This is a genomic window from Streptomyces sp. NPDC057099 (assembly GCF_042671245.1).
Lineage (GTDB): Bacteria > Actinomycetota > Actinomycetes > Streptomycetales > Streptomycetaceae > Streptomyces > Streptomyces purpurascens.
Map to the genome: position 1 here is coordinate 75,329 of NZ_JBHUTX010000032.1, position 14,167 is coordinate 89,495.

Genomic DNA, 14,167 nt, shown 5'->3' on the forward strand with positions numbered 1-14,167 from the left:
GCGTAGGGGAGCCGGACATGCATCTGAACTGGACCGCACTCGGCCAGGTCGCCGCGGTGAGCGTCGGCGTCACCGTCGCCGTGGTCGTCGTCTTCGCCCTCGGCGTCCTCGGGCTCGCCCGGCTGGAGGGCGCCCGGGAACACCCGGGCGGCACCTCCGCCATGGGCCTCGGCCAGGCCGCCCTCTGCTTCCTGACCTGTGCGGCCGTGGTGGCGTACGGGATCTACCTGATCGTCCCTCACTTCCACCCAGGTCGGTGACCTGCGGTGGGCATGATCAGTCGCAGGGCGCCACAGACTTGACCCGGTCGATGATCGGCACACCACTCGACCACATGATGGCCGTCACCTCGGCGCAGTCCACCGAGTCGCTGCCGGTGGTCTCGTACTTCACCGGCCCCGCGTACTGCGAGAACGTACCCTCATCCACCTTGCACGGCGCGTCGGTCAGGTTCGGGCACAGCTTGAGCTTCATCTTCTTCGCTGTGCCGAGGTTGTTGTCGAAGACGGCGCACGCCCCGTCCTTGGCGGTCGTGTGCTTGGTGTAGGTGAACAGAGTTCCGAAGCGCCGTGCGTCGGGAAGCCGCTCCGCGTTCTCCAGTTCGTAGCCGCTTCCACACAGTGAGGCGGTGGCACGGACCGCTGCCGGATTCTCGGCTGCGACGGCACGGGTCTGCGCATCGCGTACGCCGGCTTCGGAGAACTCGACGCTGGTCCCCGGGACGACCGTGTTGTGGCCCGTGGGAACGGGGCCTTCCGCCGAGGCCAGTGGAGCGGTTGCCAGGACGGCGACGAGAGCGGCGACCGGGGCTATGGCGCGCGTCAGTGTACGCATGGAAATCAGGTGTTCCCTTCGTCGATGATTCACTGGCTCGAGAGGCAGGGTGGGAGCGGTCGTCAGGAGGGCCTCTGCCATGAATCCGGCGGCCAGGCCGAGAGTCTGACGGCGCGTGCTGGGAGTCAGGGGAGGCGCATGCAGGCGGGCAGGCCGGCCAGGTCGAACAGGCGTGTGCTCACAGCCCGGCACCGAGGCATGACGATGTATCCCCCCATGGCGACGGCGTCCCCAAGGCACTGGGTGACGCACTGTCCGGCAGCTTGGTCACGCTGCGTTCGCGGAGGTCACCATAGCCACAGGCCGAAGTCGAGGGTCAAGAGGGACAGATGGGGCGACGGGAGGATGGCTTGAACGCGCCATGACAGTGGATGAGAACCGGAGGCAGGCATGCCTGCCCGCTCATCTGCCCGTTCGCGGTGTGACTGCGCCCGCAAGACCCTCCGGGCAGCGCCCACTTGTGGCCGGAAAAGAAGACCGCACCCGGACCGTCAAGGACGCCGTGCTCGGCGGCCTGCGGACCGGGTGCGGGCAGGATGACCAGGCGACCAAGGAAATCGCAGGTCAAACGGCATGATCGAAGATCAGGCCTTCTTGGTCTCCCAGAAGATCTTGTCGATCTGGGCGATGTAGTCCAGAGCCTTCTGGCCGGTCGCCGGGTCGGTCGAGCCCTTGGCGGCCGAGAGGGCCTTGAGGGCGTCGTTGACCAGCTGGTGCAGCTCCGGGTACTTCTCGAAGTGCGGCGGCTTGAAGTAGTCGCTCCAGAGCACCGAGACGTGGTGCTTCGCGAGCTCGGCGCGCTGCTCCTTGATGACGGTGGCGCGCGCCTGGAAGTGCGGGTCGTCGTTACCGGCCATCTTCTCCTGGACAGCCTTGACCGACTCCGCCTCGATGCGGGCCTGGGCGGGGTCGTACACACCGCAGGGCAGGTCGCAGTGCGCACTGACCCTGACCTTGGGGGCAAACAGGCGGGAAAGCATGGAGCATTCCTTCCTCGTGATCGTCTTCTCACAGGGGACATTACTCCGTGGGGGACGGCTTTTCGCGGGTGCCCCCATGGGCTTAGGGCAAAAGTCCGGGGTGAGACTGAGACTGGTGGAGGAAGAACCGGGGAGGTGCCGGGTGATGCCGGAGCTGTCGCAGGAGTCCGAGCGGGGGAGGTCGGCCGCGCCCTTCGGCGTCGCCGAGGTGACCGGGCCGTCCATGGTGCCCACGCTGTACCACGGGGACCGGCTCCTGGTGCACTACGGGACCCGGGTCAAGCCCGGTGACGTCGTCGTGCTGAGGCATCCCTTCCAGCAGGACCTGCTCGTCGTGAAGCGGGTCGCCCAGCGGCGCGAGAGCGGCTGGTGGGTGCTCGGGGACAACGCGTACGCCGGTGGTGACAGCACCGACTACGGCGTCGTGCCGGACGACCTGGTGCTGGGGCGGGTCCGGTTCCGTTACCGGCCGCGCGGCGCCGGGCGTTCGCCGTGGGCGCTGCTCGGCTGGGTGCTGTCGGCCGCCAGGCCCGTCTTCTCCGACAAGTCGGCCTCGCGACGCTTGCGGGCCCGGTAGGCGGCCACGTTGGCGCGGGTCGCGCAGCGGTCGGAGCAGTAGCGCCGGGAGCGGTTCGTGGAGGTGTCCAGGTAGGCGTTGCGACAGGGCGCGGCCTCGCACAGGCCGAGCCGGTCCACGCCGTACTCGGTCAGATGGAACGCCAGGCCCATCGCCGCGATCGCCGCGTAGCCCGCGGTGGCGTTGGACGGGTGGTCCGCCAGGTGCATGTGCCACAGGGGGCGGCCGTCGTCGTCGCGGAAGTCGTGCCCGGAGATCTGCGGGCTCACCGGGAACTCCAGGAGGAGGGAGTTCAGCAGGTCGACGGCCAGGGTCTCGTCGCCCGTGTCGGCCGCCTCGAACACCGCGCGCAGCCGGGCCCGGATCGAGCGGAACCGGGTCACGTCCGAGTCGGTGGCGCGGCGGGCCGCCGACTGGCTCGCGCCGAACAGGTCGCGGACGGCCTCGACCGACGTCAGCGTGTCCTTGCCCCGGGCCGGTTCCTCGGTGTTGACGAGGCGCACGGCGTAGTCCGAGTAATAGGCCAGTTCCACTTGTAGTCCTTACGGAGGGGCTTTATTGTCGTGAGCGCGCACTTGTAACAGCTGAGGGTGCTTCCAGGGTATTACGAGGGAGGGGCTCGATGACGGACGCCGACACCACTACGGCCACCACCGACTGGCGCGCCTGGCAGGAGAGCTGGGACCGGCAGCAGGAGTGGTACCTGCCCGACCGCGAACAGCGGTTCGAGATCATGCTCGACATGGTCGAGGCCCTGGTGGGTACCGCCCCGCGCGTGCTCGACCTCGCCTGCGGCACGGGCAGCATCACCGCCCGGCTGCTCGCCCGGTACCCCGAGGCCACCAGCACCGGCGTCGACCTCGACCCGGCGCTCCTCGCCATCGCCGAGGGCACCTTCGCGGGCGACGACCGGGTCGGCCTCGTCACCGCCGACCTCAAGGACCCCGACTGGCAGGCGAAGCTGCCGTACGACTCGTACGACGCCGTCCTGACCGCGACGGCCCTGCACTGGCTGCACCGGGAACCCCTCGCGGACCTCTACGGCCAGGTCGCGGGACTCGTCCGCGACGGCGGTGTCTTCATGAACGCGGATCACATGATCGACGAGTCGACGCCCCGGATCAACGCCGCCGAACAGGCACAGCGGCACGCCCGCATGGATCAGGCCAAGCGGGACGGCATCGTCGACTGGTCCGAATGGTGGCAGCTCGCCGCCAAGGACCCGGTCCTCGCGGGGCCCGCGGCCCGGCGCTACGAGATCTACGGCGAACACGCCGACGGCGACATGCCCTCGGGGGCATGGCACGCGCGCGTGCTGCGCGAGAAGGGATTCGGGGAGGCCAGGCCGGTGTGGTGCTCGCCCTCGGACACCCTGCTGCTCGCCCTGAAGTAACCGGGCGCGGACCACGCGAAGGGGGCGGTACGGAGTTCCGTACCGCCCCCTCGGTGTGCGTACCGTCAGAGCACCTTGGACAGGAACGACTTGGTCCGCTCGTGCTGCGGGTTCGTCAGCACCTCGCGCGGGTGACCGGATTCGACCACCACACCGCCGTCCATGAAGACCAGGCTGTCGCCCACCTCGCGGGCGAAGCCCATCTCGTGGGTGACGACGATCATCGTCATACCCGACTCGGCGAGGTCGCGCATGACGTCCAGGACGTCACCGACCAGCTCCGGGTCGAGCGCCGAGGTCGGCTCGTCGAACAGCATCAGCTTCGGGTCCATGGCGAGGGCCCGTGCGATGGCGACGCGCTGCTGCTGGCCGCCGGAGAGCTGCGAGGGGTAGCTGCCCGCCTTGTCGGCCAGGCCCACCCGGTCCAGGAGCTCCTGGGCACGCGTGCGGGCCTGGCTCTTGCTCACGCCCCTGACCTGGACCGGTGCCTCCATGACGTTCTCGACGGCCGTCATGTGCGGGAACAGGTTGAAGCGCTGGAAGACCATGCCGATGTCCCGGCGCTTGACCGCGACCTCGCCGTCCTTGAGCTCGTAGAGCTTGTCGCCCTTCTGGCGGTAGCCGACCAGCTCACCGTCCACGTACAGACGGCCGGCGTTGATCTTCTCCAGGTGGTTGATGCACCTCAGGAAGGTCGACTTGCCGGAGCCGGAGGGGCCGATGAGGCAGAACACCTCGCCGGACTTCACCTCCAGGTCGATGCCCTTGAGGACTTCCAGGGGGCCGAAGGACTTGTGGACGCCCTCGGCCTTGACCATGGCGGTCATGCGGTGCCTCCCGTCGACGCCGAGCGGTTGGACAGGGACAGCAGATTCGCCTTGATCTTCTGGAACGGCGTGGCCGGGAGCGAGCGGCTCGAACCACGCGCGTAGTACCGCTCCAGGTAGTACTGGCCCACGCTGAAGATCGAGGTCAGCAGCAGGTACCAGGCCGCCGCCAGGAACAGCATCTCGGCGGGGGCACCGGAGGTCTGGCCGATGTCCTGGGCTGCGCGGAGCAGCTCGGGATACTGGACGACCGAGACCAGCGAGGTCGTCTTCAGCATGTTGATGACCTCGTTGCCCGTCGGCGGCACGATCACGCGCATCGCCTGCGGGATGACGATCCGGCGCAGCGTCTTGGTGTGGCTCATGCCCAGCGCGTGCGACGCCTCGGTCTGGCCCTCGTCGACCGAGAGCAGACCGGCACGGCAGATCTCCGCCATGTAGGCGGCCTCGTTGAGGCCGAGGCCCAGCAGCGCCGTCAGGAACGGGGTCATGAAGTCCGACCACTCGTCCTTGTAGAACGGCCCGAGGTTGATGTACTCGAAGACCAGGCCCAGGTTGAACCAGACGATCAGCTGCACCAGGACCGGGGTGCCGCGGAAGAACCAGATGTAGAACCACGCGATCGACGAGGTCACCGGGTTCTTCGACAGGCGCATCACGGCCAGCAGAACGCCGCCGACGATGCCGATCGCCATGGACAGGACGGTCAGCAGGAGCGTTTTGCCTACGCCGTCCAGGATGCGGTCGTCGAAGAAGTAGTCCGGGATCGCACCCCAGTTGATCTTGCCCTGGGAGAACGCGTAGACGATGCCGCCCAGCAGGGCGAGCGCGACGACGGCGGAGACGTACCGCCCGTAGTGCCGGACCGGGATGGCCTTGATGGCCTCCGGACCGGCCGGGGGCGTGTCAGCCGGCGTCTTGTCGATGTCAACAGTCACGGGTGTTGCCTTTCAGTGCCGCTGGGGCGCGGTCACTTGCCGCCGTTGATGGTGGCCTCGTCGATGGAGCCGTCCGTGACGCCCCACTTCTTCATGATCTTCTCGTACTCGCCGTTGTCGACGATCGCGTCCAGCGCGGCCTTGAGCGCGTCACGGAGCTGCGTCTGGTTCTTGGCGACCGCGATGCCGTACGGAGCGGCCTCGACCTGCTCGCCGACCAGCTGGAAGTCCTTGCCGCCGCCCGAGGTCTTCACCGCGTACGCGGCGACCGGGAAGTCGGACGAACCGGCGGCCGCGCCGCCCGCGCGCAGACGGGTCTGGGCCTGCTGGTCGTTGTCGAAGGCCTCGATCGCGATCTTCTTGCCGGCCGGGCACTTCTTGGACTCGGCCTTGGCGAGGTCCTCGGAGACCGTGCCGCGCTGGAGCACGATCTTCTTGCCGCACAGATCGGACCAGGTCTTGATGCCCTGGTCGTCGCCCTTCTTGGTGTAGATCGAGACACCGGCGGTGAAGTAGTCCACGAAGTCGACGCCCTCACCGACCTTCTTGCCGGTGTCGGAGTCGATGCCCTCCTGGCGGTCCTTGGTGTCGGTCATCGCGGACATGGCGATGTCGTACCGCTTGGAGCGCAGACCCGTGATCAGCGTGTCGAAGGTGCCGTTCTCGAACTGGAAGTCGACCCCGAGCTGCTTGCCCATGGCGGCGGCGAGGTCCGGGTCGATACCGACCGTGTTGCCGGAGCCGTCCTTGAATTCGACCGGGGCGTACGCGATGTCGGAACCGACCTTGATGACGCCCTTGTCGCGGATGGACTTCGGCAGCTTGTCGGCGAGCGGGGCCGAAGCCGCCGTGTCACTCTCCGAGCCGTTGTCCTTGGTCTGGTCACCGCATCCGGTGAGCAGCAGCGCGCCTGCGACCGCGATCGCACCGACCGCTGCTAGCCGGGAGTGCGCGGCGGTCGTACGACGGGTGGAGCTTGCGGTCATGGTGGGTTCCTCCGGCGGATGGGTGGAGTTGCCGATGGGGCAGGCGTCTGCTGGTACAGCAGCGCCATAGGTCGACGAGAGCACACGTCTTCGAGTGTCGCGACCTCGTGTGATTACGGCATCTTGCCATTCGGACTGCGGCATTCTGGGCGCCATCCATGTCAAAATCGGATAACGGGCGACCCCCGAACCGCATCACTCCGGTACATCACGGCCGGACCTTCTGTTGGAATCTTTCCTTCCGGCCGGAAGATCTTCGGTGAATCCCGGGATTTCGGTACGGGGGCCGTGGGCTTCGCCGACGCTTGAGCGGTTGCCGCTGGTTTGTCCAGACCTTGTCCCGATTTTGGTCGAAGAGTCGGGGCGCGTGCATGTGACCTTCGCGTTATGGACTCGTCGTCGGCGCCGTCCGTCCGGTAAGAAGGGTCTTTACACCCCTCATCCGGGGCTCAGGGCGCGTGTGCGGCGCGCCCGTCGCGTATGTGCCCGTACGTAACTCGTACACAGCACGACCATGGCCGTACGCGGTGCCCGCCCACCCCTCACCAGGAGTGGCCACCCTCAAACCAATGAAGATTTAAGGGGTAAAACGAAGTGGCAGCGGAGATCGTCAATCCTCGCAGCGGAAGCACGACGGACCATACGGGTCACGAGGGCGGTGCGGAGCCCCTCGACTCCTTCGACCCGGCGTTCGCGTTGCATCGCGGCGGCAAAATGGCCGTGCAGGCCACGGTGCCGGTCCGTGACAAGGACGACCTGTCCCTGGCGTACACGCCCGGCGTCGCGAAGGTGTGCAGCGCGATCGCGGAGCAGCCTGATCTCGTCCACGATTACACGTGGAAGTCCTCGGTCGTCGCCGTCGTGACGGACGGTACGGCCGTGCTGGGACTCGGTGACATCGGGCCCGAGGCCTCCCTCCCGGTGATGGAGGGCAAGGCGATTCTGTTCAAGCAGTTCGGGGGCGTGGACGCGGTTCCGATCGCGCTGAACTGCACGGACGTCGACGAGATCGTCGAGACCGTGGTGCGGCTCGCGCCGTCGTTCGGCGGGGTCAACCTGGAGGACATCTCGGCGCCCCGGTGCTTCGAGATCGAGCGGAAGCTGCAGGAGCGGCTGGACATTCCGGTCTTCCACGACGACCAGCACGGTACGGCGGTGGTGACGCTGGCGGCCCTGCGGAACGCCGCTCGGCTGAGCCAGCGGTCGTTGGGGGAGCTGCGGGCTGTCATCTCCGGGGCGGGGGCGGCGGGTGTCGCCATCGCGCGGATGCTGGTCGAGGCCGGGATCGGGGATGTCGCGGTGGCCGACCGCAAGGGTGTCGTGTCGGCGGACCGGGACGACCTCACGGCGGTGAAGCAGGAGCTGGCCGGGTTCACGAACAAGGCGGGGATCAGCGGGCCGCTGGAGGCCGCGCTGGACGGGGCCGATGTGTTCATCGGAGTGTCCGGTGGGACGGTGCCGGAGGCCGCGGTCGCCTCTATGGCCAAGGGTGCGTTTGTGTTCGCCATGGCGAACCCGAACCCTGAGGTGCACCCGGAGATCGCGCACAAGTACGCGTCCGTGGTGGCCACCGGGCGGTCGGACTTCCCCAATCAGATCAACAACGTGCTGGCGTTCCCGGGGATCTTCGCGGGGGCGCTGCAGGTGCGGGCCTCCCGGATCACCGAGGGCATGAAGCTGGCGGCGGCCGAGGCGCTGGCGTCCGTGGTCGGGGACGATCTCGCGGCCGACTACGTCATCCCGTCGCCGTTCGACGAGCGGGTCGCGCCGGCGGTTACGGCGGCCGTGGCTGCGGCCGCGCGGGCTGAGGGTGTGGCTCGGCGGTGACGCTGCCCTGATGTGGCCCCGTCCGAGTGTGGGCGGGGCCATTTCTTTTGGTGGGGGTGGGTGGGGCTGTTCGGGTGGAAGGGTGCCTGCGGCGGCCTGTGCAGCTTTGGTGGGGGTGCGCGTCGCGCCTGACGCCGGGTGGTGGGTCGGGGCCGCGTCGGGGGGTGTCCGTCCTCGGAACGGCGCGATGGGGTCGGACGCCGACTGACTGTTCGTTGACGCGCCAACCGCTGCGGGCGGACAGCCCCCGACGCGTCCCCTTCCGTGATCCGGCGGGTGCGGGCGCGTCTCGGCTCAGCCGCCACCGGCCGCCGCTGCGGACGACCCGGTGCCGGTAGCGGCATCAACGGGAGTGCCTGGCAAGAGGGTGTGTCTCACATGCGGCGGTGGTTCCAACGGTCGGGCGGGGAACCTATCGTCAAGGTCATGTTCGCTGTCTATGCCGCCCGAATCGACCGCGACCAGCCGCTGACCGGCCTGGAGTTGGGAGAGCGTCCGGCTCCCGAGGCCCGCTCCGGCTGGAGTACCGTCACGGTCAAGGCCGCCTCCCTCAACCATCACGACCTGTGGTCCCTGCGCGGCGTCGGCCTCGCAGAGGACAAGCTGCCGATGATCCTCGGCTGTGACGCCGCCGGTGTCGACGAGGACGGCAACGAGGTCGTCCTGCACTCCGTGATCGGCCAGACCGGGCACGGGGTCGGGCCCAAGGAGCCCCGTTCCATCCTCACCGAGCGGTACCAGGGCACGTTCGCGGAGCAGGTCGCCGTGCCGACCTGGAACATCCTGCCCAAGCCCAAGGAGCTCTCCTTCGAGGAGGCCGCCTGTCTGCCGACCGCCTGGCTGACCGCGTATCGGATGCTGTTCACCAACGCGGGTGTCCGGCCCGGTGACTCCGTGCTGGTGCAGGGGGCCGGCGGTGGTGTCGCCACGGCCGCCATCGTGCTGGGGAAGGCGGCCGGGCTGCGGGTCTTCGCGACCAGCCGGGACGAGGCCAAGCGGAAGCGGGCCGTGGAGCTGGGGGCCGTGGAGGCCGTGGAGTCCGGGGCGCGGCTGCCGCAGCGGGTCGACGCGGTGATCGAGACCGTAGGGGCGGCGACGTGGTCGCACTCCGTGAAGTCGCTGAAGCCCGGGGGCGCGCTGGTGATCTCCGGTGCGACGAGTGGTGACCGGCCGTCGCACGCCGAACTGACCCGGATCTTCTTCCTCGAGCTCAAGGTCGTGGGCTCCACGATGGGGACCAAGGACGAGCTGGAGGATCTGCTGGCGTTCTGCGCAGCCACCGGTGTGCGGCCCGTGATCGACGAGGTCCTGCCCATGGACCGTGCGCGTGAGGGCTTCGAACGGCTGGCTTCGGGTGAGCAGTTCGGGAAGGTCGTACTGACGAATTCCTGAGGTGTTCGGGGGTTTCTGAGGTGCCTCCTGCGTGTCGTTGGCGGTCGGTCCGGGATGGGCCGGCCGCTTTCGCATGTCAACTGGGGTTGACGGAGGTCGAGTGTCAACGTAGGTTGACGGTATGACCGAAGCAACGGATCTGGCCGAGCGCGCGGGTGACCGTGATCCACGGGTCGGCCTGCGAGCCGTCGCCGCGCTGCGCAGGCTGCTGGAGCAGTTGGAAGCCGTACAGGTGCGCAATGCGCGCAATCAGGGCTGGTCGTGGCAGGAGATCGCCGCCGAACTCGGTGTGAGCAGGCAGGCCGTGCACAAGAAGTACGGGAGGCATTGATGTTCGAGCGGTTCACTAACGACGCCCGGGATGTGGTGAAGAGCGCGTTCGAGTACGTGGAGGGCGGTGACGGGCAGTGTGTGGAGCCGGAGCATCTGCTGCTGGCGCTGCTCGACCGTGAGGGCAGTCGTGGATCGTTCGCGCTGACCGCTCTCGGGCTCGGGGAGCGGCGGGAGTCCGTGCGTCAGGCGCTGCGTCAGGCGCGGCGGCGGGCCGGGCTGTCACAGGCCGATACCGACGCGCTCGCCGGGTTGGGGATCGACGTGGCGGAGATCGTCGCCCGGGTGGAGGAGGTGCACGGGGTCGGCGCCTTGTCCGGCGACCGGAAGGACAAGGGGTGGTGGTCGGGGCGGCCCTCGTTCGGCCGGGGTGCCAAGGGGGTTCTGGAGCACTCCCTGCGCGCCGCTCTCGCCCAGCGGGACCGGCACATCGGTGATGAGCACATCCTGTTGGCCCTGACCATGCGCCCCGGTGTGCCGGCCGAGGTCCTCGCCGACCACGGGGTGACGTACGAGTCCCTGGTGCGGGTGCTGTACGGCGGTGGCGAGGCCAAGGCCGGGTGACGGGGGCTTCCCCTTCGGCCGTCTACTTCTTCGGTGTGCGCAGCAGTGCTCCTATGTGGGCCGCCGCCGTCGACAGGTGGCTGCGGGCGTCGCGCAGTTGGTCGGAGGTGACGCCGTGGTCGCGGGCCGCGTCGCGGATGTCGTCCCGGAAGCGGTCGAGCAGGCGGTCCAGGTCGCGGGCGGGGTCGCCGGTGGAGTCCGCGGTGTCCTCGTGGGCCCAGGCCGGTTCGTAGGCGGCCGGGAAGTCCGCGGAGGGTGGTGAGGGGGCCGGCTGCTCGGGGGTGGTCGGCCTCTGGGTGCCGGAGGCCGGGCCCGTGCCCGTCCAGTCGAAGCCGAAGTCCTTGCCGTAGCCCTTTCCGAACTCGCTGACCTCCTTGACCAGTTCGCTCAGGCCCTCGCGCAGGCCCGTAGGCCAGTCGCCCCGTGTGAAGTGGTCCTGCACCTGCTCCTGGACCCGGCGGGCGATGTGCTGCACCTGCTCCTGCGCCTGGGCCCGGGCCTGCTCCTGGGCCTCCTTCGCCTGGCGGCGGGCGCGCTGGGCGTCCTCCCGGGCGCGGCGGCTCTCGTCCTTGGCGCGGCGGGCCTGCTCCTTCCACTCCTGCCTGGCGCGCCGCATCTCCTCCTTGGCGACGCGCCAGGCCTCCTTGTCGCCGTAGGCCGTGAAGTCGCCGAAGGCGGCGTCCTGTGCGCCGGAGGGCTTGCCGCCGTTGCCGCGGCGGGCCTCGGTCGCCGCCGCGCGCATCTCGCGGCGCAGGTCGCCCGCGGCTCCGCGCACATCGGCCTGGATCTCGGCGGCCAGCTCCGCGACCGACTCCCGGATCTCCAGTTCCAGATCGGCCAGCTCGCCGCTGCGGTCGGCCAGCTCGGCCCGGCCGGCGTCCGTGATCGAGTAGACCTTGCGGCCGCCCTCGGTGGTGTGGGTGACCAGGCCCTCGGTCTCCAGCTTGGCCAGGCGCGGGTAGACCGTGCCCGCCGACGGTGCGTACAGCCCCTGGAAGCGCTCCTCGAGGAGGCGGATCACCTCGTAGCCGTGGCGGGGGGCCTCGTCCAGCAGCTTCAGCAGGTAGAGGCGGAGGCGGCCGTGGGCGAAGACGGGGGGCATGTCAGAGCACCTTCTTGTCGGTCGTGCCGTCGGCCGGGACGCCGGTGGCGCCCTCGCTCCGGCCGGAGACGGAATTGTCTCCCGAGTCGCCCTGCGGGCCGACCTGCGGGTCCGTCGGCGAGTTGCCCGTGCCGGGGCGGGTGTCCCAGGGCTCGTCCTCGTCCTCTCCGGCCGGGCGGCGCAGCAGGGCGATGGAGCCGGAGACGGTGGTGGCCCGCAGTGTGCCGTTGCCCGCGCCGAGACGGCCCGTGATCTTGTGGGCGCCCCACTGGCCGTGTACCCGTAGTCCGTCGAAGGCGTTGGAGATGGCGCCGCTCGCCGTGTTGGCCTCGACCTCCGCGTCCGCCGGGTAGGGCAGGCGGATCGCGATCTCGCCCGAGACGCTGGTCAGCCGCACATCCGTGGGGCCGTCCGGGTCGAGGTCGATGATCATGGAGCCGCTGACCGATTCGGCCCGCACGGAGGGGCCGGAGCCCTCGACCACCGTGAGGTCGCCGGAGACGGAGTTGAACCGGAGGTCGCCGGTCACGTCCTGGGCCTCCAGGCTGCCGGAGACCGTGTCGGCGCGGACCGGGCCGGAGAGCCCCACGAGGGTCGTGTCGCCCGTGACGCCCTTCACCACCGACGGTCCCTGGATCCCGGAGATCACGGCGGCCGCGCCGACCACCCCCACCTCCACCCGGGTGCCGGCCGGGACGGCCAGGGAGACCACCGCGCTGCGGCGCCAGCCCTTGCGGTCCAGCCACTTGAGGAAGCCCTTCCAGGGCAGGTCCTCGTAGGCCACCGTGAGGGTGCCGTCCTCCTGGGTCACCACCAGGGGCGGGCCCTCGATCTCGGAGATCTCCAGGCGGGCGGAACCTTCGTCGGTGCCCACCACGTTCACCGTTCCGTTGACGAGTCGCACGTGCAGATCGCTCACGGGCTCGTCGAAGGTGAGCTTCTTCGGTTCCGCGACGGACCACTCGGACATGGTGCAGACCTCCCCGACTCAACGCGCCATATCGCGTCTTCTCGCATTCACGATATATCGTGGTGAGGGAAAGTCAAGGCACTCGTTGCGGGATGGCGGGGTGGATAAAAGTGTTCAAATGGGGGCGAGTCGCCCTAGCGTGTGACCATGCCGACGGAAGCTGGCCGTACCGGACCCGCAGGTCCCGCGCCCGGGGCGCTGCTGCTGTGCAGGGAGGTGCCCGGGGCCGTCGCGCCCGTCGCCCATCTGCTGCGCGAACCCATGCAGCTCCTTCGTGCGGGCGACGGCTGGAGCGTGCTCGTCCCCGAGGGCGGGCCCTGGCGGGGCGGCGGTGAGCCCGTCGACCGGGTGGTCAGCGGCTGGGCCACGGCCCTCGCCGTCGGCGCGCCCTGGCCCGTGCTCGCCCTGTGGTGGGACACCGACCACGCGGGCTTCCTGCTCGCGTCCGGCTTCCGCCGCCCGGTCGGCTTCGACTGGCTCGCGAGCGGCGTACCGGTGGGGGAGGACGAGGCGATGCGCACCTTCGCAGCGCGCGTGGGTCTCGATCCCGTCCTGGACGTGCAGGCCCTCGACGAGCTGGCGAAACCCGACTCCGCGGCCGATGCCCGCAACCGGCTGCGCGGCCTGCTGGCGGTCCTCGCGCGCGTGGGCGTCGCACTGCCTCCCGAACTCGCCCCCGGCGAACCCGCCGACCGCCTCCGGAAAGCCGCCGCGCTCCGGCCGGACAGCCTCCCGGTCGCATGGCCGGGCGGGCGGGAGGCCGCCGGGGAACGCCACACCGTAGGCCACAGCCGCCTCGGCCCCTGGATGCCCTGGACCGGCGGCCCCAGGGCCCGGGCCCTGGCTCTCGCTCTCGCTCAAGTGGCGGCGGGCGTACCGCTCCTGGCCTGGGGGCTACGGCGGCGCAGCGGGGGCTGGGCCGCGGCCGGAGGACTGCTGCTGGCCAACGGCACGCTGGGCCTGGCGTACGCCTCACGTGTCCACGTGACTGACCGCTGGGGCTGGCGTACGCCTCACGTGTCCACGTGACTGACCGCTCGGGCTGGCGTACGCCTCACGTGTCCACGCGGCTGATCGCTCGGGCCTGGCGTAGGGCCCTCGCGTATCCGCGCGGCTGATCGCTCGGGCCCGCCGTACGGCCTCACGTTCCACGTGACTGACCGCTCGGGCCCGGCCGGCGGACTCCTGCTCGTCTACTCGTCGTCCTCGTCGTCCAGCCGTGCCAGCCACGTCGCCAGGCGCTCCACCGGCACCTCGAAGTCGGGGTTCAGATCGACGAACGTCCGCAGCTGCTCGGCGAGCCACTCGAAGGTGACCTCCTCCTCGCCGCGCCGCTTCTCCAGTTCCTCGATGCCACGGTCCGTGAAGTACATGCCGTCAAGGATAGGTGCGCGCAAACGGCCGGGCCGCACCCCCGTAGCGGGGCTTCGGCCCCGCCCCGGTCCAC

At 69.6% G+C, this 14,167-nt stretch carries 17 protein-coding genes and 1 pseudogene; 9 read left to right on the forward strand and 9 right to left on the reverse strand.

Annotation, left to right across the window (positions count from 1 at the left end; translation table 11 throughout):
* The first annotated feature begins 17 nt into the window (after window positions 1-17).
* The gene (locus tag ACFT4A_RS29880; protein ID WP_382835964.1) at window positions 18-260 is read left to right on the forward strand and encodes a hypothetical protein; all 243 of its coding nucleotides are present in this window, start codon (window positions 18-20) and stop codon (window positions 258-260) included.
* A 16-nt stretch (window positions 261-276) separates the two neighbouring features.
* Here ACFT4A_RS29880 and ACFT4A_RS29885 read toward each other — a convergent pair whose 3' ends face one another.
* On the reverse strand, window positions 277-834 hold the full coding sequence (locus tag ACFT4A_RS29885) for a hypothetical protein (protein WP_382835967.1): 558 nt from the start codon (window positions 832-834) through the stop codon (window positions 277-279).
* Between the two features lie 452 nt (window positions 835-1,286).
* On the opposite strand from ACFT4A_RS29885, the pseudogene ACFT4A_RS29890 reads away from it, so the two are divergent.
* Window positions 1,287-1,411, forward strand: a pseudogene (locus ACFT4A_RS29890) (site-specific integrase); the annotation flags it as partial.
* A 7-nt stretch (window positions 1,412-1,418) separates the two neighbouring features.
* Here ACFT4A_RS29890 and sodN read toward each other — a convergent pair.
* On the reverse strand, window positions 1,419-1,814 hold the full coding sequence (gene sodN / locus ACFT4A_RS29895; RefSeq protein ID WP_382835970.1) for a superoxide dismutase, Ni: 396 nt from the start codon (window positions 1,812-1,814) through the stop codon (window positions 1,419-1,421).
* A gap of 145 nt (window positions 1,815-1,959) precedes the next feature.
* Between sodN and sodX the strand changes: the two genes are divergently transcribed.
* Complete coding sequence (gene sodX, locus ACFT4A_RS29900; protein WP_382835973.1) at window positions 1,960-2,391, forward strand: nickel-type superoxide dismutase maturation protease; 432 nt, start codon at window positions 1,960-1,962, stop codon at window positions 2,389-2,391.
* Here the strand turns inward: sodX and ACFT4A_RS29905 are convergent.
* Complete coding sequence (locus ACFT4A_RS29905; protein WP_382835975.1) at window positions 2,277-2,924, reverse strand: CGNR zinc finger domain-containing protein; 648 nt, start codon at window positions 2,922-2,924, stop codon at window positions 2,277-2,279. The two genes, sodX and ACFT4A_RS29905, sit on opposite strands and share 115 nt — an antisense overlap.
* A gap of 89 nt (window positions 2,925-3,013) precedes the next feature.
* Here ACFT4A_RS29905 and ACFT4A_RS29910 point away from each other — a divergent pair, with 89 nt between their 5' ends.
* Window positions 3,014-3,784: a class I SAM-dependent methyltransferase gene (locus tag ACFT4A_RS29910; protein ID WP_382835977.1), complete on the forward strand. Its 771-nt coding sequence runs from the start codon at window positions 3,014-3,016 to the stop codon at window positions 3,782-3,784.
* A gap of 65 nt (window positions 3,785-3,849) precedes the next feature.
* On the opposite strand, the gene ACFT4A_RS29915 is transcribed toward ACFT4A_RS29910, so the two are convergent.
* From ACFT4A_RS29915 to ACFT4A_RS29925, 3 genes are read right to left on the reverse strand one after another with little or no spacing between them, the layout of a single operon-like run.
* Entirely contained in the window at window positions 3,850-4,611 is a 762-nt protein-coding gene (locus tag ACFT4A_RS29915; protein WP_382835980.1) for an amino acid ABC transporter ATP-binding protein, read from the reverse strand.
* Window positions 4,608-5,549 (reverse strand): amino acid ABC transporter permease, encoded by a 942-nt coding sequence (locus ACFT4A_RS29920; protein ID WP_382835983.1) that lies wholly within the window; start codon window positions 5,547-5,549, stop codon window positions 4,608-4,610. Before ACFT4A_RS29920 ends, ACFT4A_RS29915 begins: the two co-directional genes overlap by 4 nt.
* Window positions 5,550-5,581: 32 nt before the next feature.
* Window positions 5,582-6,535, reverse strand: a complete 954-nt coding sequence (locus ACFT4A_RS29925; protein WP_382835986.1) for an ABC transporter substrate-binding protein — start codon at window positions 6,533-6,535, stop codon at window positions 5,582-5,584.
* Window positions 6,536-7,129: 594 nt separating this feature from the next.
* Here ACFT4A_RS29925 and ACFT4A_RS29930 point away from each other — a divergent pair.
* The 4 genes from ACFT4A_RS29930 (at window position 7,130) to ACFT4A_RS29945 (ending at window position 10,648) form a co-directional block, all read left to right on the forward strand.
* A complete protein-coding gene (locus ACFT4A_RS29930) occupies window positions 7,130-8,362 on the forward strand; it encodes an NADP-dependent malic enzyme (RefSeq protein WP_376385846.1) in 1,233 nt (410 codons plus the stop codon).
* Between the two features lie 426 nt (window positions 8,363-8,788).
* Complete coding sequence (locus ACFT4A_RS29935; protein WP_382835990.1) at window positions 8,789-9,754, forward strand: zinc-binding dehydrogenase; 966 nt, start codon at window positions 8,789-8,791, stop codon at window positions 9,752-9,754.
* Window positions 9,755-9,875: 121 nt separating this feature from the next.
* Window positions 9,876-10,085, forward strand: a complete 210-nt coding sequence (locus ACFT4A_RS29940) for an HTH domain-containing protein (protein ID WP_004925761.1) — start codon at window positions 9,876-9,878, stop codon at window positions 10,083-10,085.
* The gene (locus ACFT4A_RS29945) at window positions 10,085-10,648 is read left to right on the forward strand and encodes a Clp protease N-terminal domain-containing protein (protein ID WP_382835993.1); all 564 of its coding nucleotides are present in this window, start codon (window positions 10,085-10,087) and stop codon (window positions 10,646-10,648) included. The genes ACFT4A_RS29940 and ACFT4A_RS29945 overlap by 1 nt, the downstream gene beginning before the upstream one ends.
* A 22-nt stretch (window positions 10,649-10,670) precedes the next feature.
* Here the strand turns inward: ACFT4A_RS29945 and ACFT4A_RS29950 are convergent, their stop codons facing one another.
* Window positions 10,671-11,750: a PadR family transcriptional regulator gene (locus ACFT4A_RS29950; protein WP_382835996.1), complete on the reverse strand. Its 1,080-nt coding sequence runs from the start codon at window positions 11,748-11,750 to the stop codon at window positions 10,671-10,673.
* Window position 11,751: 1 nt separating this feature from the next.
* Complete coding sequence (locus ACFT4A_RS29955; RefSeq protein ID WP_382835999.1) at window positions 11,752-12,720, reverse strand: DUF4097 domain-containing protein; 969 nt, start codon at window positions 12,718-12,720, stop codon at window positions 11,752-11,754.
* 147 nt (window positions 12,721-12,867) lie between these two features.
* On the opposite strand from ACFT4A_RS29955, the gene ACFT4A_RS29960 reads away from it, so the two are divergent.
* Window positions 12,868-13,749: a hypothetical protein gene (locus ACFT4A_RS29960; protein ID WP_382836001.1), complete on the forward strand. Its 882-nt coding sequence runs from the start codon at window positions 12,868-12,870 to the stop codon at window positions 13,747-13,749.
* Between the two features lie 164 nt (window positions 13,750-13,913).
* Here ACFT4A_RS29960 and ACFT4A_RS29965 read toward each other — a convergent pair whose 3' ends face one another.
* On the reverse strand, window positions 13,914-14,093 hold the full coding sequence (locus tag ACFT4A_RS29965; RefSeq protein WP_003992906.1) for a DUF6104 family protein: 180 nt from the start codon (window positions 14,091-14,093) through the stop codon (window positions 13,914-13,916).
* Window positions 14,094-14,167: the final 74 nt, after the last annotated feature.